Annotated in this window: 17 protein-coding genes; 14 read left to right on the top strand and 3 right to left on the bottom strand. The window is 32.8% G+C overall.

What is annotated here, in order from left to right; all coding sequences use genetic code 11:
* The first annotated feature begins 10 nt into the window (after positions 1–10).
* From CLAU_RS04730 to ade, 10 genes are all read left to right on the top strand, one after another.
* On the top strand, positions 11–1,549 hold the full coding sequence (locus CLAU_RS04730; RefSeq protein ID WP_023162048.1) for an ABC transporter ATP-binding protein: 1,539 nt from the start codon (positions 11–13) through the stop codon (positions 1,547–1,549).
* On the top strand, positions 1,530–2,624 hold the full coding sequence (locus CLAU_RS04725; RefSeq protein ID WP_029169990.1) for an ABC transporter permease: 1,095 nt from the start codon (positions 1,530–1,532) through the stop codon (positions 2,622–2,624). The genes CLAU_RS04730 and CLAU_RS04725 overlap by 20 nt, the downstream gene beginning before the upstream one ends.
* Before the next feature lie 3 nt (positions 2,625–2,627).
* Positions 2,628–3,557 (top strand): ABC transporter permease, encoded by a 930-nt coding sequence (locus CLAU_RS04720; RefSeq protein WP_023162046.1) that lies wholly within the window; start codon positions 2,628–2,630, stop codon positions 3,555–3,557.
* Between the two features lie 42 nt (positions 3,558–3,599).
* Positions 3,600–5,189: an N-acyl-D-amino-acid deacylase family protein gene (locus tag CLAU_RS04715; protein ID WP_013239634.1), complete on the top strand. Its 1,590-nt coding sequence runs from the start codon at positions 3,600–3,602 to the stop codon at positions 5,187–5,189.
* A gap of 18 nt (positions 5,190–5,207) precedes the next feature.
* A complete protein-coding gene (locus CLAU_RS04710) occupies positions 5,208–6,392 on the top strand; it encodes a YgeY family selenium metabolism-linked hydrolase (RefSeq protein WP_013239633.1) in 1,185 nt (394 codons plus the stop codon).
* 75 nt (positions 6,393–6,467) lie between these two features.
* Positions 6,468–8,570, top strand: coding sequence for a xanthine dehydrogenase family protein molybdopterin-binding subunit (locus CLAU_RS04705; protein ID WP_013239632.1), 2,103 nt, complete (start codon positions 6,468–6,470; stop codon positions 8,568–8,570).
* Entirely contained in the window at positions 8,554–9,039 is a 486-nt protein-coding gene (locus CLAU_RS04700) for a (2Fe-2S)-binding protein (RefSeq protein WP_013239631.1), read from the top strand. Before CLAU_RS04705 ends, CLAU_RS04700 begins: the two co-directional genes overlap by 17 nt.
* Positions 9,018–9,851: an FAD binding domain-containing protein gene (locus CLAU_RS04695; RefSeq protein WP_013239630.1), complete on the top strand. Its 834-nt coding sequence runs from the start codon at positions 9,018–9,020 to the stop codon at positions 9,849–9,851. The genes CLAU_RS04700 and CLAU_RS04695 overlap by 22 nt, the downstream gene beginning before the upstream one ends.
* On the top strand, positions 9,844–10,335 hold the full coding sequence (locus tag CLAU_RS04690; RefSeq protein WP_013239629.1) for a nucleoside deaminase: 492 nt from the start codon (positions 9,844–9,846) through the stop codon (positions 10,333–10,335). Before CLAU_RS04695 ends, CLAU_RS04690 begins: the two co-directional genes overlap by 8 nt.
* The gene (ade, locus tag CLAU_RS04685; protein ID WP_023162045.1) at positions 10,332–12,119 is read left to right on the top strand and encodes an adenine deaminase; all 1,788 of its coding nucleotides are present in this window, start codon (positions 10,332–10,334) and stop codon (positions 12,117–12,119) included. The genes CLAU_RS04690 and ade overlap by 4 nt, the downstream gene beginning before the upstream one ends.
* Before the next feature lie 100 nt (positions 12,120–12,219).
* On the opposite strand, the gene CLAU_RS04680 is transcribed toward ade, so the two are convergent.
* On the bottom strand, positions 12,220–13,254 hold the full coding sequence (locus tag CLAU_RS04680) for a cell wall-binding repeat-containing protein (RefSeq protein WP_023162044.1): 1,035 nt from the start codon (positions 13,252–13,254) through the stop codon (positions 12,220–12,222).
* Between the two features lie 269 nt (positions 13,255–13,523).
* Here CLAU_RS04680 and CLAU_RS04675 point away from each other — a divergent pair, with 269 nt between their 5' ends.
* The 3 genes from CLAU_RS04675 (at position 13,524) to CLAU_RS04665 (ending at position 16,119) form a co-directional block, all read left to right on the top strand.
* Positions 13,524–14,039, top strand: a complete 516-nt coding sequence (locus tag CLAU_RS04675; RefSeq protein ID WP_013239626.1) for a sigma-70 family RNA polymerase sigma factor — start codon at positions 13,524–13,526, stop codon at positions 14,037–14,039.
* Positions 14,029–14,925, top strand: a complete 897-nt coding sequence (locus CLAU_RS04670) for a DUF4367 domain-containing protein (protein WP_023162043.1) — start codon at positions 14,029–14,031, stop codon at positions 14,923–14,925. Before CLAU_RS04675 ends, CLAU_RS04670 begins: the two co-directional genes overlap by 11 nt.
* Positions 14,926–14,997: 72 nt before the next feature.
* The gene (locus CLAU_RS04665; protein ID WP_023162042.1) at positions 14,998–16,119 is read left to right on the top strand and encodes a protease complex subunit PrcB family protein; all 1,122 of its coding nucleotides are present in this window, start codon (positions 14,998–15,000) and stop codon (positions 16,117–16,119) included.
* Positions 16,120–16,282: 163 nt separating this feature from the next.
* On the opposite strand, the gene CLAU_RS04660 is transcribed toward CLAU_RS04665, so the two are convergent.
* Positions 16,283–16,834 (bottom strand): PadR family transcriptional regulator, encoded by a 552-nt coding sequence (locus tag CLAU_RS04660; protein ID WP_013239623.1) that lies wholly within the window; start codon positions 16,832–16,834, stop codon positions 16,283–16,285.
* 212 nt (positions 16,835–17,046) lie between these two features.
* Between CLAU_RS04660 and CLAU_RS04655 the strand changes: the two genes are divergently transcribed.
* Positions 17,047–19,041 carry an FAD-dependent oxidoreductase gene (locus CLAU_RS04655; protein WP_023162041.1) on the top strand — a complete coding sequence of 665 codons (1,995 nt, stop codon included), beginning with the start codon at positions 17,047–17,049 and terminating at the stop codon, positions 19,039–19,041.
* Positions 19,042–19,124: 83 nt separating this feature from the next.
* Here CLAU_RS04655 and CLAU_RS04650 read toward each other — a convergent pair whose 3' ends face one another.
* Entirely contained in the window at positions 19,125–20,024 is a 900-nt protein-coding gene (locus CLAU_RS04650) for an SDR family oxidoreductase (protein WP_023162040.1), read from the bottom strand.
* Positions 20,025–20,154 lie beyond the last annotated feature (130 nt).

Below are 20,154 nucleotides of genomic sequence, written 5' to 3'. Positions count from 1 at the left end.
GTGTATCCTTTTGAATGAAGAATACTATTTAACTATGAAAAATATAACTAAAAAATTTGGTGACGTAGTTGCTAATAACAATGTTAATTTTAATGTTAAAGGCGGAGAAATTCATGCACTGTTAGGTGAAAATGGTGCAGGCAAAAGTACACTTATGAACATGCTGTCAGGAATATATATTCCTGATGGCGGTTCAATTTTTATACATGGCAAGGAAATTAGGTTTAAATCACCTACTGATGCTATAAAATCTGGTATAGGTATGATATATCAACATTTCAAACTTATAGAATCGATGACTGCAATACAAAATATTATTTTGGGAAAGAAAAAAAAGTTATTTCTAAATTATGATAAAGAGGTAAAAAAAGTTCAACAAATAAAAGACAAATATGGCTTTGATGTAGATTTAAAAAAATACGTTTATGATATGTCCGTAGGAGAAAGAGAAAATCTTGAAATCTTGAAAGTAATGTATAGAGGAGCTGATATTCTTATTTTAGATGAACCCACAGCAGTATTTACCCCTCAAGAAACCAAGAAATTATTTAACTTAATGAAAAGGATGAAAAAAGAAGGATGTTCTATTATATTTATAACTCATAAATTAGATGAGGTTATGGAAGTAGCGGACACAATTACTATACTTAGAAAAGGTGAATCTGTAGAAACTGTTGCAAAAGATAGTACTACACCTAAGGAATTAGTAGATAAGATGATAGGTTATCATGTAGATTTAGCTATAGAAAGATCAAATACGACTATTGGCAAATCCATATTAAAAGTTTCAGATTTAAACTTAATAAATGATTTGAACATTCCTATACTTAAAAATATAAATTTTGAGATACATGAAGGAGAAGTAGTTGGAGTCGCAGGAATTTCCGGATGTGGTCAGAAGGAACTTTGTGAAGCCATAGCTGGAATTACTAAAATATCTAGTGGAAAAATAGAATTTCAGGGAAAAGACATAACTGATAAAGATGCTTCAAAACTTTCAAAAGAAAATTTAGGAATAAGTTTTATACCGGAGGACAGGCTTGGTATGGGACTTGTAGGATCTATGGATATGGTCGATAATGTGTTTTTAAAATATTATAAAAAACAAAAAGGACTGTTACTCAAAAAAGATGATGTTGAAAAGAAAGCTGAAAAAATTAAAGAGGATTTAGAAGTAAAGACCCCAAGTATACATTATCCAATTAAAAATCTTTCTGGAGGAAATATACAAAAAATACTTTTGGGAAGAGAATTAGGATTAAATCCTAAGTTGATTTTAATGGGTTATCCAGTAAGGGGACTTGATATAAATACTTGTTATACCATTTACAATTTAGTAAATGAAGAAAAGAAAAAAGGTACAGGTATATTATTTGTTGGAGAAGATCTGGATATACTTTTAAGTATTTGTGACAGAATTATAGTTATGTATTCAGGGGAGATAACGGGAAGCTTTGAAAGCAAAAATGTTACAAAGGAAACAATAGGATATAAAATGCTTGGCAATAAGCGTAAGGGTGATGAGATTTATGAAAATGAAGTTTGTTAAAAGAGAAAATATAAGTAAAAATAAAGAAGTGTCTATTAGAATAATTGCCATATTATTAGCTTTTGTTGTAATGGGAATTCTTTTTGCAGCACTTAAGTGTAATCCTATATCAGTTTATATTTCAATGTTTAAAGGTGCCTTTGGAGGTCCCAATCCAATTAAACAGACTATAAATTCGGCTATACCACTTGCAATTACTGCCCTTGGAATTGCAATAGGCCTTAAATTAAAATATTATAACATAGGCGGTGAAGGTCAGATAATAATGGGAGCTTTTGGAGCTGCACTTGTTGCATTTCATTTTCCTAATATGCCAGCTCCTATCCTCATCATTTTAATGTTTGCAAGTGGAATATTATTTAGTGGAATATGGGGATTTATACCGGGGTTCTTTAAAGTGAAATGGAGGGCCAATGAAACTATAACTACCCTTATGATGAATTATATTGCATTAAAATTTGTAACTTATCTTCAATATGGTCCATGGAAAGATCCTAGTTCTTTGGGATTCCCTAAAATGCCTAATTTCTCTTCTAACGCAATACTTCCAAGTGTCTTTGGAGTTCATATTGGATGGATAATAGCTATATTACTTGCTATTTTTGTATATATTTTTTTAAATCACACTAAAACTGGTTATGAGATTTCTGTAATTGGTGAAAGCGAAAATACTGCTAAATATGCAGGAATAGGTATAAAGAAAACTACTTTGATTGCTATAGTACTTAGTGCTGTATTTTGTGGAATAACAGGAGTAATACAGTCTTCTGCCATAGAACAAACACTTTCTACTGAAATAACAGGTGGAGTTGGATATACTGGAATAATAATAGCTTGGATATCAAATTTAAACCCTGTTGTAAGTATTTTGGTATCAATTTTATTTGCAGGTCTTTTGCAAGGAGGATCATTTATCCAGACAGCATTTGGCATACCAAATTCAGTAGCATCAATACTTCAGTCAGTAATTTTATTTTTTGTACTTGGAAGCGAATTTTTTATTAGGTTTAGACTGTCAAAGGGCGATGTAAATGAAAATGATAACGAAAATAAAAAAGTTGTAAATGAGGTGTAAATAATGAATGGAGTAATTAGCTTTTTAGCAGCAGCAGTAGTTGCAGGAACTCCCCTTCTTTTTGCAACACTAGGAGAAATTTTAACTGAAAAAGCTGGAAATTTAAATCTTGGCGTTGAAGGATTAATGCTTATGGGTGCGGTTATGGGATTTAGTATAGGATATAATACTGGAAATCCAATAATGGCTATTTTGGCAGCTATGGCAGCAGGAGCCTTTGGCGTTCTCATATATACGATTTTAACGGTTAACTTAAAAGCTAATCAAACAGTTTCAGGACTAGCTATATCTATATTTGGAACTGGATTTTCTAATTTTGTAGGTAAAAGTATAGTTGGCAAGAATATACCAGTAGGTGTTAAAAGTTTTTTTGAACCTGTAAGTATACCAATACTTTCCCACATACCTTTTATTGGACCAGTTTTTTTTCATCAGGATATTTTAGTTTATCTTGGATATGCAGCTGCAATTATTATGGGAATTTATTTTTACAGAACTTATAAGGGATTAAATCTTAAAGCAGTAGGAGAAAATCCGGCAGCAGCAGATGCCGCTAGTATAAATGTAAACCTCTATAAATATATTCATATACTTATTGGTGGTGCACTTTGCGGACTTGGTGGGGCTTATTTATCACTAGCATATGTTCCCAGCTGGCAGGATAATGTTACAGCAGGTAGAGGTTGGATTGCAGTAGCACTGGTTGTATTTGCATCATGGAATCCTTACAAAGCTATTTTTGCATCTTATCTTTTTGGTGGACTTGATATCATTAGTTTTAGAATGAAAAATATGTTTATTTCTCAATATTTTATTGATATGCTCCCATATCTAGTAACTATTATAATACTGGTACTTGTATATATGAGAAAATCAAATAAAAATGCTCCGCCTAAAGCACTAGGAAATGCTTATTTTAGAGAGGAACGTTAGAAAAACATAAGAAGATAATTTAGGATGGGAGATGTCCAAGCTATGAATAATATACTTATAAAAAATGGAACCATCGTAGATGGAACAGGTTCTACACCTTACAATGCAGATATGGCAATTGAAAATGATAGTATAAGCTGCATAGGAACTACTTTAAAAGAAAGTAAATTTGATACTGTCATAAATGCAGAAGGCAAGGTTGTATGTCCTGGTTTTATAGATACCCACAGCCATTCAGATGTAGAAATACTTCTAGATCCATATATGGAGCCTAAAGTTAGACAGGGAATAACTACTGAGGTTTTAGGGCAGGATGGGGTGTCTACTGCTCCAGTACCTAAAAATTATATAAGTTCCTGGAGAAAAAACATAGCTGGACTTGACGGAGACAGTAAGAGGCTTAAATGGGATTGGAAAAATACAAAAGGGTATTTAGGACTTCTTGAAAAGAATAAAACAGCCACTAATGTATCTTATCTTGTACCTCACGGAAATATAAGAATGGAAGCTGTAGGACTTGAAAATAAAGTTTTGGATAAGAGAGACATAGAAAAGATGAAAGAGATAACAGAGAGGGAATTAAATGCAGGGGCTTTAGGACTTTCGTCAGGGCTTATATATATGCCTTGTGCCTATAGCGATGCAAATGAGTTAATAGAACTTTGCAAAGTAGTGGCAAAACATGACAAGATATTTGTAGTTCACCAAAGAAGTGAGGCTGGGGATATAGTAAATTCAATGAAAGAAATAATAAAGATTGGAAGAGAAAGTGGAGTTAAGATACATTTTTCTCATTTTAAAGTATGCGGCAGGAAAGACTGGGATAAAGTTGACAAAATGGGAGAGCTTTTAGACGAAGCTGAAAAAGAAGGATTAGAGATATCCTATGATCAGTATCCCTATTCTGCAGGAAGTACAATGCTTGGAGTTATACTTCCTCCCTGGGCTCATAATGGTGGAACTGACAAATTGCTTAAACGACTTGAGAATAATGAACTTAGAAAAAAGATGATTGAAGATATAGAAAATGGAATTCCGGGATGGGATAATTTTATAGATTTTGCTGGATTTGAAAATATATATGTTACCAGTGTAAATACTGATAAAAACAAAGATTGTATAGGAAAAAATCTTATGGAAATTGCAGACATGAGACATAAAGATCCATATAATGCAGCTTTTGATCTTTTATATGAAGAAGAAAATTCAGTAGGTATGTACGATTATTATGGAAAAGAAGAACAAGTAATAAAGTTTTTAAAGAGAAGAGAGCAGAATGTGTGTACAGATGGACTTTTAGCAGGAAAACCACATCCTAGAGTGTATGGTACATTTCCAAGAATACTTGGAAGATATGTGAGGGAACAAAAAGTTCTTACACTGGAGGATGCTGTATATAAGATGACCTATAAAGCTGCAAAAGCCTTTAATATAAAGAATAGAGGAGTATTACAGGTAGGTAAGAAGGCAGATGTTGTCATATTTTCACAAGATAAAATAATTGATAAAAGTACATTTATAGAACCGGAGCAGTATCCTGATGGAATAGATGCAGTAATTATAAATGGAAGTGTTGTGCTTAAAGGTGGAAATAGAAGCAAGAATTTAACTGGAAGAGTAATAAGAATTTAATATTTAGGGGGCATAAAGATGTTATCTGAGGAAAGAAAAAGTGAAGTAATTGAATTGTGCAAAAAGCTTATAAGAACTAGAAGTTATTCTGGACAAGAAGAAAATGTGGCAAATGTTATAAAAGTCGCATTTAATAATATGGGTTTTGACGACTTTTTTATAGATGATTATGGTAATATAATAGGCCATATAAAAGGTAAAGAAAAGGGAAAGTCCATATTGTTTGATGGACATATGGATACTGTACCTGTAGTGGATGAGAGTGAGTGGACATACCCTCCTTTTGCTGCCCAAATTCATGATGGCAAAATGTACGGAAGGGGAACATCAGATATGAAAGGCGCCCTGTGTGCCATGATATGTGGAGTTTCTTATTTTGCTAAGGATGTTAAGAAGAAGTTTAAAGGTGACATATATGTAGCAGGAGTTGTACATGAAGAGTGTTTTGAAGGAGTTGCCTCTAGAAAAATAAGCGCTAAAGTAAATCCTGATTATGTGGTAATTGGAGAAGCATCAAACTGCAATTTAAAGATAGGACAGAGGGGAAGAGCTGAAATTTTAGTTGAAACCTTTGGAAAGTCTGCTCACTCAGCTAATCCTGAAAAGGGAATAAATGCAGTATATAAGATGAACAAGCTTATAGAGGCTATAAGAAAGTTAAAACTCAGCAGCCATGATTTTCTCGGCGATGGAATACTTGAACTTACAGATATAAAATCTTCACCATATCCAGGGGCATCTGTAGTTCCTGATTACTGTAGAGCAACATTTGATAGAAGGCTTCTTGTAGGAGAAACTAGGAAAAGTGTACTTAAGCCTATACAGAATATTATTACAGAACTTGAAAAACAAGATGAAAATTTTAAAGCTAAAGTAAGTTTTTCAAGGGGGAAAGAGATGTGTTATACAGGTGTGGAAATAGAAGGGGAAAGATTCTTTCCTGCATGGCTTTATGATAGAAAAGATGAATTTGTTAAAAAGTCTTATGATGGTTTAGTAAAAGCTGGAATTAATCCTGAAATAACTCACTATTCTTTTTGTACAAATGGAAGCCATTATGCAGGGGAAGCAGGAATAAAGGCTATAGGTTTTGGACCTTCAAAGGAAAATTTAGCACATACAGTAAATGAATATATTGAAATATCACAATTTGAAAAAGCTGTAGAAGGGTATTATTCAATTCTTAAAGCAGTGCTTTCCTAAGTTGTAGATTTTAGATGAGGTCTTTGTGCTACAAAGTGTAAATTAGGGCAGATTTCTAGAAAGGGGATATTTATTATGGAAAACAATATAAGTGATTCTATAATTAGATTTGATGCAGAAGAAAAGATATCGGGAAAAGCTAAATATATCTCCGATATAGTATATAAAGATGTTTTATATGCAAAAACGCTTCGATCTACTAGAGCAAGAGCTAAAATATTATCTATAAAATTCCCGGAGATTCCTGAAGGATATTTTATTGTGGATAAAAACGATGTACCAGGTAAAATTGGAGATTGGCCAATTTTTGTTGAAGATGAGGTAAATTATATTGGAGAGGGAATACTTCTCGTTGTAGGACCTGAAAAGAAAAAAGTAGTAGATATTATTTTAAGAACAGAAGTAGAGTATGAGGATTTACCTTCAACTTTAACTATGGATGATGCTGAAGAAAAAAATGATACATTTGTAGAGTACAAGTATTCAAAGGGAGACATAGAAGCTGCAGTTAGAGATGCTAAATATGTTTTTGAAAATGAATATAGTACGGGATACCAGGAACATGCATATATGGAGCCACAGGGAATTGTAGGAACTTATCATGATGGAAAGATTACAGTAGAGGGATCTATGCAGTGTCCCTATTATATAAAAGATGCAATTGTACAGGCACTTGATTTTGACTACGATAAGGTTCAGGTAAAACAGGCAACTACAGGGGGAGGATTTGGGGGAAAAGAAGAGTTTCCATCTCTTTTAGGATGTCAAGTTGCAGTTGCATCCTATAAAATTAAAAAAACAGTGAAGCTTGTCTTTGAGAGGAATGAAGATATAAAATCAAGTACTAAAAGACATCCATCAAAAATTAAGCTAAAAGGTTATATAGATGAAAATTATAGAATAATAGGAATGGATGCATATGTTAGATTAGACGGTGGTGCCTACTCTGGACTCTCAAATGTAGTGCTTCAAAGGGCAATTTTTGGAATATGTGGAGTATATGATGTGGCAAATGTAAAAACGAAGGGATCTGTACTTAAGACAAATAAATTAGTTAGTGGAGCATTTAGAGGATTTGGAGCACCTCAATCTACATTTGCAGTGGAAATGTTTGTAGAGTATATGGCAAATAAGCTTAAAATAAATCCAGTTGAGTTTAGAAAAATTAATTACGTAAAAAAGGGAAGTAAGACTTCTACAGGAGGAACTTATAGGGAAGATGTAGTAGTTGATAAGCTTACGGATAAAGTAGAAGAAATGTCTGATTATAATAGAAAATATAAAGAATACATGTCAGAAAATAAATTGAAAGGAATCGGTATGTCTGTATTTTTCCACGGTGGTGGATTTACTGGAAAAGGAGAAAGAGACATTATAAAGACAAAGCTGAAAGTGAGAAAAAACAAGAATGACACTGTGGAAATATTAGTATCTAATGTAGAAATGGGACAGGGCTTAGGTACTACTTTAAGAAAAATAGCGGCAGAGACAATAGGAATACCGATAGATAGAATTATATATAATAAACCAGATACGGATAGGGTACCTAATTCCGGGCCTACTGTAGCTTCAAGAAGTATATTGATAGTTGGAAAACTTATTGAAGAAGCATGCCAGAAAATTAAAGATAAGTGGGATGAGAAGGATGAATTTGAAATTGCAGCTAATTACAAACATCCTGAGGAAATTCTGTGGGATGAAAATAAATTTGAAGGAGACGCATATAATACCAGTGCCTGGGGTGCAAATGTAGTAGAAGTGGAAATAGATCCACTAACTTATGAAGTTTTAGTTAAAGGTATATGGACTGCTTATGATGTAGGAAATGCCATTGATGATAATATTGTTAAAGGGCAAATAGATGGGGGTGTAACTCAGGGACTAGGATATGCTTCTATGGAGGTTCTAAAGCCTAAACAGGGAAAACTGGAACAATCAACTTTTACAGATTATATTATACCAACAGCTGTAGATTTCCCAAGAATACATAGAGAACTTGTAAATAGCCCCTATTATAACGGACCTTTTGGTGGAAAAAGTGTGGGAGAACTGACTATTGATGGAGCAGCTCCTGCTTATGCCATTGCAGTAGAGAATGCACTTAAAAGGCATCTAAATCAAATTCCTGTAACACCGGAATCTATAATGGAGGTAATGGACAATGAAGGTAAACTTTAATTTAAATAATGAAGATGTAGAAATTGAAGCTTCAGGTGTTAAGAGACTTTTAGATGTTTTAAGAGAAGACTTTAAGTTAACTGGAGTAAAAGAAGGCTGTGGACAGGGAGAATGTGGGGCCTGTGCTGTTATAATAGATGGAAAATTGGTTAATTCCTGCTGCTTTCCACTGGCAAATGTAATGGGAAGCAAGGTCTTAACTATTGAAGGGTTGAGAAATACAAAAGAATTTGAAGTACTTGATCAGTGTTTTAAGGAAGCAGGTGCAGTTCAATGTGGTTTTTGTATACCTGCTATGATAATGGCATCTTATGTTCTTCTTATTGGAAATCCAAAACCAAAAGAAGAGGATATAAGACGTGGAATTTCAGGAAACATATGCAGATGTACAGGGTATAATATGATAATTGATGCCATAAAATTAGCTAGTGAAAGAGGTGAGAAGTTGTGGAAAGCTTTAAACCAGTAAATATTAAGGACGCGTTAGATATACTAAATAAAGTAGATGCAATTGTAGTGGCTGGTGGTACTGATGCTATGATAAAGAAGAGAATGGAACCGGGCTTGCTGCCTGATTTTAAAAGTAATGTAGTTTTTATAAATGAAGTAAAAAAACTGAAGAATATTGAAAGAGATGAGGACTATATATATATTGGAGCAGCATGTACCTATAGTGAAGTTTGTGAAAGTGAACTGATACCAGATAGCTTTAGAACTGTAATAGATGGCATAGCCACACCTGCCATCAGAAATGTTGGAACACTGGGGGGAAACATATGTAATGCATCTCCTGCAGCGGATATGCTTCCACTACTTTATGCCCTAGAGGCACAACTTATAATAGAAAGTAAAACCGAAAAGAGAACTATGCCTATAGAGGATTTTATAGTTGGACCGGGGAAAACTTCTTTAAAAAAGGATGAACTTCTTACCTGTATTAAAATTCCAGCAAATGAGCATAATTTATTTTACTATAAAAAGGTAGGAACACGTAAAGCAGCAGCTATTTCTAAGCTCTCCTTTGCTGCATTCGCCAGTGTCTCTGCGGGGAAAGTTGATGATGTGTGCATTGCGTTTGGATCTGTAGGGCCTACAGTTGTTAGAGTAAAAAAAGGTGAAGAGAAAATTAAAAAATTGAATTTAGATAAGGCATTAGAACTTTATGAAAGTTCAATAACTCCAATAGATGATCAGAGATCCACAGCTGCTTATAGAAAAAAAGTTTCAATAAATTTGCTTAAAGATTTTATGAAGAAAGTAGAGGAAAAGTGTAATGAGTAAAAAGGATCACCTATATTATTTAAGAAGGGCAAATGAAATTGCTAAAAATTCAAGAGAACATGGAAATACTCCATTTGGAGCACTGCTTGTAGATAAGGATGGTAATATACTTTTAGAACAGGAAAATATAGAGATAAGCACAGGAGATTGTACGGGACATGCTGAGGCTTCCCTTATGAGGAGGGCATCTCAAAAATATTCTAAAGAATTTTTAGCAGAGTGTACACTATATACTACTTTTGAACCATGTGTCATGTGTTCTGGTGCCATTTACTGGGGCAATGTAAGGACAGTTGTATATGGACTTACTGAAAAAGAACTTCTAAATCAAACGGGAAATGACAAGCAAAATCCAACTTTTGACCTCTCTTGTAGGGAAGTGTTTAAGAAAGGACAGAAAGACATTACTGTAATAGGGCCTTTTAATGAATTAAAAGATGAAATATTAAAAACTCATGAGGGGTACTGGGGGAAAAGTGATTGAAAAGCTATTTGGAAATAAAAAAACTTATAGAATGTGGACTAGGTGAAGTATCCTGTGATTTAAAACTTTCAAATGTTAATCTCGTAAATGTCTATTCTGAAGAAATATATGGTACAAACATCTATATAAAAGATGGCAGGGTTGTGTGCATTGATCCTGATGTTAAGCTTGAAGCTGAAAAATCTATAGATTGCAGTGGAAAATATGCTATTCCAGGATTTATTGATTCTCATTTGCATATTGAAACTACATTGCTTTCTCCTGAAGCACTTTCAGATGTAATAGTACCTAAAGGTACTACAACTCTTTGTGCAGATCTTATGGAAATTGCAAATGTATGTGGAATAGATGGAATAAAAGCTCTGCTTGATTCTATAGAAAAACTACCTTATAGAACTTATATTGAAATCCCATCAAGAGTACCTACAGCTCCGGGCCTTGAAACTACAGGAGGGGTAGTGGAATTAGAAGAAGTTATAGAGGCACTTAGTTGGGACGAGACATTGAGCTTAGGGGAACTTGACCCTTCAAAAATACTGTTTAAAAAAGAAGAATATTTAAAGAAAATTGAGGCTTCGCTTAGTAGAAGAAAAATAATTAATGGGCATGCTATTGGAATAACAGGAAGAGATCTTAATGTTTATGCTGCTTCTGGTATGAGTGATGATCATGAATGTGTATCTTTTGAAGAGCTTCTTGAGAGAATAAGACTTGGTATGGATGTATTTATAAGAGAAGGAAGTTCTGAGAGAAATGTAGAAAAGCTCATAAAGGGAGTTGTAGATAAGAAACTTTCTTTTGAACATCTTATGTTTTGTACAGATGATAAACATGCCAGTGATATAAAAAATGAAGGACACATAAATTATAATGTGAACAAGGCCATTTCTCTTGGGGTTTCTCCTATAAATGCAATTCAGATGGCAACTATAAATGCAGCAAAGCATTTTAGAGTAGAAGATGAAATAGGAAGCATTACTCCAGGAAGAAAAGCGGACATTATTATAGTAAAAAGTTTAGAAAATATACAGCCATCTATGGTGTTTTTTGAAGGCAAGCTTGTAGCTGAGCAGGAAAATTTAATTTCAAATAAAGTAAGTTCAGAATATCCCGACTGGATAAAAAATACTGTAAAATTTAAAACTCCAATAACACCAGAATCTTTTAAGATAAACTCCAAATGTAATGATACAACCTGTATAAATGCCATAGAACTTATTAAAGATCAGATAATAAACAAGTGGATAAAAGTAAAACTTCCGGTAAAGGGAGGACTAATTCAAAATGATGTAGAAGAGGACATTTTAAAACTTGCAGTAGTTGAAAGATACGGAAAAACAGGCGGAGTTGGAATTGGATTTGTAAAGGGATTTAATATTAAAGATGGCGCACTGTCTTCTTCTGTATCTCATGATCACCACAATATAGTTTGTGTTGGAACTGATGATTATAATATGTCTATAGCAGTTAATGAAATTAAGGATATACAGGGAGGTTTTGTATTAGTAAAGCAGGGCAAAGTCATTGGAAAGATGCTTTTACCTATTGGTGGGCTTATGAGTGACCATGATGCAGATTCTGTTATAGAAGAAATTACTAGTTTAAATAATCTTACACATGAGATAGGCTGCACTTTAGCTGCACCTTTTATGACATTGTCGTTTATTTCCTTGCCTACTGTGCCGGAGCTTGGACTTACGGACATTGGGCTCATTGACGTACTTAAACATGAAATAATTTCTACAGAAATTAGAGATAATGAGAAGAATAGGAGTAAATTATAAAATAGCTGACATACTAATCAATTAGTATGTCAGCTATTTTAATACGTATACATGTTTTTAAACAGCCGGTAATTGTTATTGCAACAACCCCTTTTGAAACCTATATGCTTAATGGAAAATATATATTATCAAATATAGAATCTGGAATAACAGAAAGTCCTCCAATTATTTGCACATGAGTATTTTGGGAAACTGTATCTTTAATATAGTACATAGCATTGTTTGTTGCATCTGTACCATCTTTGTCAACTAATACTAATGGTGCACTATATTTTCCAGCTAATGCGGAAGCAACTAATGCGTCTGCGTAAAGGTTATCCGGTATGGCTGCACTTGCATTTGCTACATACAAATTATCATTTTTTAAGTCACTCTTGAATGTTTTTAATACAGCTAAGTTAGTATCAAATCTATTCGCTCCACCATTTACTCTAGTAGCGTTTGCCCCAAAAGTGTTCTTTATTGAGTCACTTATAACATCTCTAGTTCCAACAATTACAGCCTTAGAGCAGTTGATTTTTGCAAAGTTAATTGATGATTGAATTGAATTTTTGTTATTGTTTGCTAGTAACAAAATCTGTCCTTTTGCTGCAGCTACTGATGATACAGAAAGAGCATCTGCAAATCCTTCTCCACTAGCTACTATAATGTTGCTTGCACTAACTCCTAATTTAACTAGATATTTGGCTACTGCTATATTAGTTTCATACCTGTTTGATCCTTCTAACTCTGTCAAGGTATATTTGGATTTAAGAGTATCTCTTATGTTCTGCGAAATAGAAGCATTTCCTCCAATAACATATATATTTTTTATTCTTAATAGGTTTAGTGCATATTCAGCTTCTGGGCTGAGTGCATTTGATGAAGTTAAAAGTATAGGTGCATCTAATTTCTTAGCTAATGATGAAGCACTTACTGCATCGGCATATCCTTCACCTGATACTAATACAACATTTTCTGAAGTTGTCCAATTTATTGTAGCAACTCTAGCAGCTGTTGCGTATCTATTATTGCCGCTTATTCTTGATATTGGCGGTTCATAATATGCTTTAACAGAATTGTAGGCAAATGCTATATTTAAAATGAAAGATAGAAACATTACAATACCAAGCTTTTTTATACCTTTTTTGTACATATTCTAAGTCCCCTTATTTGCTATATTATGGTAATATAAGTATATAATAGCATATTCTAAATTTTGAAACAATAAAAATGACCATTAATACAGTAGAATATTACTGATATATGCTCATTCTTTAATTCTCAAATTTATGAAGCAAAATTAAAACTTTATACGTCATATAATGTGAAAGGGATTTTGATGGTAAAATTAAGTATACTTAATTTTAATTTTTAAAAATTGTATAGCAGGAGGAAATGTCTTGGAAGAGATGTTATTGATATATGGATGAGAAAATAGAAGAGTTAATGAACAGCTATGGAAATGACGTACTTAGAATGGCCTATCTGTATTTAAAGGACAAGTATTTGGCTGAAGATGTTTTTCAAGAGGTTTTTATAAAAGTGTATAAAAACTTTAGTAAGCTCAAAAAAAGCAGCAGCGAAAAAAACTGGATTATGACTATTACAATAAATACTTGCAGGGATGTACTAAGAATTTCATGGTTCAAGAAAGTTATTCTGTCAAAGGATGTGTATGATAATTCTTTTGTAGATATTTGTGAAAATGTAGATGATAAAGTTATAAATAAAATTCAACATGAAGAATTATTAAAACAGGTTATGGATATGCCGCGCAAATATAAGGAAATTATAATTCTTTACTATTATGAAGAGCTATCTACAAGGGACATAAGTAAGGTACTGAAAATACCAGAAGGTACTGTGCGCAGCCGACTTTTTAGAGCAAGGACAGTATTGAAATCCAATATAGATGGGAAGATTGAATATGAGAGATAATATGAAAAATTTTAGGAATGAATCAAATGAAATTCTAAAAGATATTTGTGTTACAGATGAATTGAAAAGAAAGACCCTAGAAAGATGCAGTAATAGAAGGTCATTGCAATTAAAACCGGTTTTAATTGCATCAGCTGTTTTTGTCATTTTAATTTTTACATTTAAGTTATACAACTTTTCTCATAAAACTGATATTGCACGCAGTTATGTAAAACCAGATCAAAAATATGTAGACAAATCAATAAATAATGATCATAAAGGAACTATAGATAATGAAACGTCAAAGGAAATATCAAAAGCTAATAAAATAGGAAATTCAATAGTACAGGATAAATCAAATGCAAAAAATTCAACTAAGAATGTAAGCTCAAATAAGGATACAAGAATTCAAAATAAAAATATTTTGCCACAAAATACAAATAATTACAATATTGAAACTCCTAGTACTAATCAGGAAAATGAAAAAGAAGATGATAAAAATCATGGGGGAGATTTAGGTGCAGTAAGACCTAGTGGAGTAGCTTCTCTAGGAGAATCCTTAAGCATGAAAGATGCTGAAAAATATTTTGAAAGTAAGGTGTTGCTGCCATCATATGTTCCTGAAGGATTTGAACTTTCAAATATATCTATTCCCTGTGAAGGCGTTAAAAGCATAAGCATAAAGTATAGTTTAAATTCTAAATATTTTATAATACAGGAAAGCAAGAGTTTATCGGGATTAAAAGGTGATAAAACTTTATATATTGGTGCTGGTAAGGCTTATATAAATTACTTTAAAGATGAACAAGCAACAAGTGTATCATGGATAATGAATAATGTGGAATATTCTTTATATGGAAACATACAAGAAAATTCCCTAATTGACATAGCAAATTCAATTAAATAAATTATGGAGCGAAGGCCAGAGTCCATACGTCTAATAATTGAAAAGGATATTTAAAGGAGGAGGAAATTATATATGTTTAAAAAGTTATTTATACCTATGTGTTTTGCATTAGCTGTAGGAGCTGTATATATGCCGGCTTCAGTAAAAGCTCAAGGGACAGTCAAGATGCAATCTTCAGTATCTAACATCAGTAAGGATAAACTTATTATTAAGAATGGACCTAATATAATGTGCAATAAAATTGATTTTCAGACTATATCTTATGATAATGCGCCAAAAGCTTTAACTAATGGCATAGATTCTTGTAAATCCAGTGAAGGATTTTTGTACTATTTGGATAGCAGCACGAATTATCTATATGTAGCTGTAATGAGAGGACAAAAGCCCACAGGAGGCTACGATATTAAAGTAGATGCTGTAGAAGATGTAGAAGGAAGGGGAAATATAATTGTAAAGGAAACAGACCCGGACAAAGGTGCCATAGTACCTCAAGTTGTAACTTATCCTTATACTATAATAAAAGTTAAATTACCTGATTTTAGTATAAGCGTAAAAAATTCTTCAGGTAAGGTATATGATTATTTAGGTGCAGGGGAAAGCAATATAATAGGTGCTTCCTGGGTAATTGGTAATTTAGAAAATATATATACTGATAAAGACTATATATTTATAAAGGTTAAATATGAAAATGGTGATACCGAGCTTTTTTATGTAAAAAATAATGATGAAGGAAAAAATCAAATAAAAAATTTAAAAGTAAATAGTACTGTAAGTGTAAGATATGCACTTGGAACTCCAGAAAAGTACAATGGGGAAGCTGCATTTCCTCTAATAGATGTAAAAATGCCTGTAGATAAGAGCATATTTACAGACAAAGGATGGGAGGATTTAAATTCAAAGGACTGTTTGAATATTTTACGGGATAAACAATGGACGATAAAGTTTAAAGATCAGCTTAATGATGAGAACGTAAATAGCTCAAATATATATGTAGTAGATAGTTCTGGAAATGTAATTCCAACAGCATTATCTCTACAAGATGATAAGAAATCTGTAAAAGTTACTCCCTATAAACCTTATAAACTGGGACAAAAATATTACCTATTTATAGTAAGCAAATTAAATAATAATACATCTTCTTTAAAAGGATATAGGATGGGTTTTCAAATATCAGATAGTATACACATGAATTAAAATGACAAAGTTCAAATAACAAAGAACAGATAAAGATGCTTTCCATCATACCTCAGGAAATCTATAATTTTAATATTTTCTGACGTTGGGAAGAAAATTGTCTCTATTTGATATTTGAACTTTGTTCTTTAAAAAAATGAAGGTTGATTTTTGTTTAGAACCCCTACAATCCTTCTGTAATTTTTTTTATACAGTCAAAAAGCCAATCTACATAAGCATTTTCTCTCATGATGGCTCCTCGTAAGACAATATAGTCACCAAAACCAGAAGAAGGCACTTTAGATATATCCTTTTCCTTTAAAAGTTCTTCCATAGAATTTTTAAGATAATTTAATCTTTCAGTATGTTTATCTAATTGACTTTTAAATTGTTTTAATAAGGTGTCAGTGTCCATTTCATCACAAAAATAAGCTTTAAGTCTGAAAATATCTTTAGGCGTTGGTTCTAAAGGTTCATCTTCAGCAAGCCACTTTTGCAAATCCTTTTTTCCACTTTCAGTTATTGTGTATAACTTTTTTTCTAATTTTTCTCCTTGTATTACCGTTTCATATGAAATAAGACCTTCATCTGTCAATTTCTTTAATTCAGGGTATATTTGACTATGTTTAGCATACCAGAATTCTACTAATGCATCATTAAATTCTTTAGTTATATCATATCCAGTTGACGGTTTTCTATTAATAAGCCCTAAGATTGCGTATTTTAAAGTCCTCATATATATTAGCACCTCGTTCTTTCCATATAATCATTTTATCATGCATGAATATAAAGTAAAGTAAAACATGAAAAATTAAACATGTAAACATTGACATGATTTATAGTAATATATATAATATAGGTAAAGATAAATATGTAATCGTATTTATTAATAAGTACAACAGGACCAACATTTTAATACTTATATTATTTAAATTTAGGAGTGGTTTTATGAATAAGTATAAAAAATTATTTGAACCAGTTAAAATTGGAAAGTGTGAAATAAAAAATCGTTTTGCACTAGCACCTATGGGTCCACTAGGACTAGCTGACAGTGAAGGAGGATTCAACCAAAGGGGAATTGATTACTACACTGAAAGAGCAAAAGGTGGCACTGGCTTAATTATTACAGGAGTTACTTTTGTAGATAATGAAGTTGAAGAACATGGTATGCCAAATTGTCCTTGCCCTACACATAATCCTGTTCAATTTGTAAGAACTGCAAGGGAAATGACAGAGAGAATACATGCATACAATGCAAAAGTATTTTTACAAATGTCAGCTGGATTTGGTAGAGTAACTATACCTACTAATCTTGGTGAATTCCCACCTGTTGCACCATCACCAATTCAACATAGATGGCTTGATAAAATTTGCCGTGAGCTTACAATAGATGAAATTAAATCCATAGTGAAGAAATTTGGGGATGGAGCTTACAATGCAAAGAGAGCTGGTTTTGATGGAATTGAAATTCACGCTGTTCATGAAGGATATCTTATAGATCAATTTGCTATTTCATTATTTAATCACAGAACAGATGAATATGGGGGAAGTTTGGAAAACAGACTTCGTTTTGCACGTGAAATAGTTGAAGAAATTAAAAATAGATGTGGAGAAGATTTTCCAGTAGTGCTTAGGTATTCACCAAAGAGCTTTATCAAAGATTTAAGAGATGGAGCACTTCCAGGAGAAGAATTTGTTGAAAAGGGAAGAGATTTAGACGAGGGAATTGAAGCCGCTAAATTACTTGTATCTTATGGATATGATTCATTGGATACTGATGTTGGATCATATGATTCATGGTGGTGGAGTCATCCGCCAATGTACCAAAAGAAGGGACTATATAGACCATATGCTAAATTAATGAAAGAAACTGTAGATGTTCCTATTATATGTGCAGGAAGAATGGATGATCCAGATATGGCACTTGAAGCCATTGAAAATGGAACTTGTGATATGATAAGTCTTGGAAGACCATTACTTGCAGATCCTGATTATGTAAATAAGCTGAGGGCAAATAGATGTCAATCAATTAGGCCTTGTATATCATGTCAAGAAGGTTGTATGGGACGAATTCAACATTATTCAATGATAAATTGTGCAGTAAATCCACAAGCATGTAAGGAAAAGGACAATGCACTTCTTCCTATATTAAAGAAGAAAAAAGTTTTAATAGTTGGTGGTGGAGTAGCAGGATGTGAAGCTGCAAGAGTTTTAGCACTTAGAGGCCATGAACCAGTAATTTATGAAAAGAATTCTAGACTAGGTGGTAACCTTATTCCAGGTGGAGCACCAGATTTTAAAGAAGATGATATTGCCTTAGCTGATTGGTATGCACATACATTAAACGAATTAAATGTACAAGTAAATTTAAATAGTGAAATTACTAAAGAACAAGTTTTAAAAGCCAATTTTGATAGTGTAATAATTGCTACAGGGTCTACACCAAAAGTATTCTCACTTGGAGACGATGATAAAGTATTTACAGCAGCAGATGTACTTACAGAAAAGAAAGATTGTGGAGGCACTACAGTTGTAGTTGGTGGTGGACTAGTTGGATGTGAAACTGCACTTCATCTTGCTAAAAAAGGTAAAAAAGTAACTATAGTAGAAGCATTAAATAAAATACTTGCATTAAATGGGCCGCTGTGTTCTGCAAATAGTGAAATGCTTGAAAGACTTATTCCTTTTAATGGTATTGATGTAAAAACAAGTTCAAAAGTTAAAGCATATAAGGATGGAAATCTTGAAGTAGAGACGGAAAAGGGAACAGAAAAAATAAAATGCGATTCGGTAATACTTTCTGTTGGATATAAAGAAAAAAATTCACTATATAAAGAATTAGAATTTGAAATCCCAGAAATTTATCTTTTAGGAGATGCACGTAAGGTTTCTAATATTATGTATGCTATTTGGAATGCATATGAAGTTGCCAATCACATATAGGGTTTGTAAGTAAATTATTTAGATCAGTACCACTCTTTTATAGATGGTACTGATCTCATATTATATATAAAGGAGATAAAAAGTTATGATCCTATAAAGCCTCCACCATTTACATGTAGAATTTGACCAGTAACAAAAGTAGAATCGTCAGATGCTAAGTAAACATAAGCAGGTGCCAATTCCACAGGTTGACCAGCTCTTTTCATAGGAGTATCTAAGCCAAAAGTTTCCACATACTTTGCTGAATAACTTGATGGTATAAGAGGTGTCCAAACAGGTCCAGGAGCAATTCCATTGACTCTTATCCCTTTTGATACAAGAGAAAGAGCTAATGAACGGGTAAAGCTCACAATGGCTCCTTTTGTAGAAGAATAATCAATAAGTAGCTTATTACCCATGTAAGCTGTAATTGAAGCGGTATTAATAATGCTGCTTTCTTTTTTTAAGTGAGGTAGGGCAGCTTTAGTAACGTGGAATAAGGGAAAAATATTTGTCCTAAAAGTATCTTCCAATTGTTCTGTAGAGATATTTTCAAGACTGTTTTGAGGAAATTGAACACCTGCATTATTAACTAGTATATCTAGGTGACCAAAGGCATCAAGTGTATCTTTGACTATTTTTTTACAAAAGGACTCTTCTCTTAAATCTCCAGAAATTAAGAGGCACTTTCTTCCTTGAGATTCTACTAAAGCCTTTGTTTTAGCTGCATCCACATGTTCATTGAAGTACACAATACTAATGTCTGCACCTTCTTTGGCAAAAGCTAGAGATACAGCTCTGCCAATACCACTATCTCCTCCAGTAATTAGGGCGACCTTATTTTTTAATTTATCACTCCCAGCATAGTCTGGATTATCAAATATAGGCTTGGGGTTCATAAGTGTCTCTAATCCGGGCTGTACAGCTTGGTGTTGAGGTGGAAAAGTTACTGGAACCCTTTTACACTTTACTTTGTAACCAAAGTAAGGATAGTAAAAAATCAAATCTATTCCTCCTAGCATATATTACACAAGTTAGTGTATGCAATATGTTTTAAGAATGTTAAAATGAAGTTATAATAATGTGTTTTACTAATGATATAGATTTTACATAATTAATTTAAAGGTATTATAG

The sequence above is a fragment of the Clostridium autoethanogenum DSM 10061 genome (genome assembly GCF_001484725.1).
Lineage (GTDB): Bacteria > Bacillota > Clostridia > Clostridiales > Clostridiaceae > Clostridium_B > Clostridium_B ljungdahlii.
Note: the sequence above shows the minus strand (reverse complement) of the source record. Positions and strands in the feature narration are given on the sequence as shown.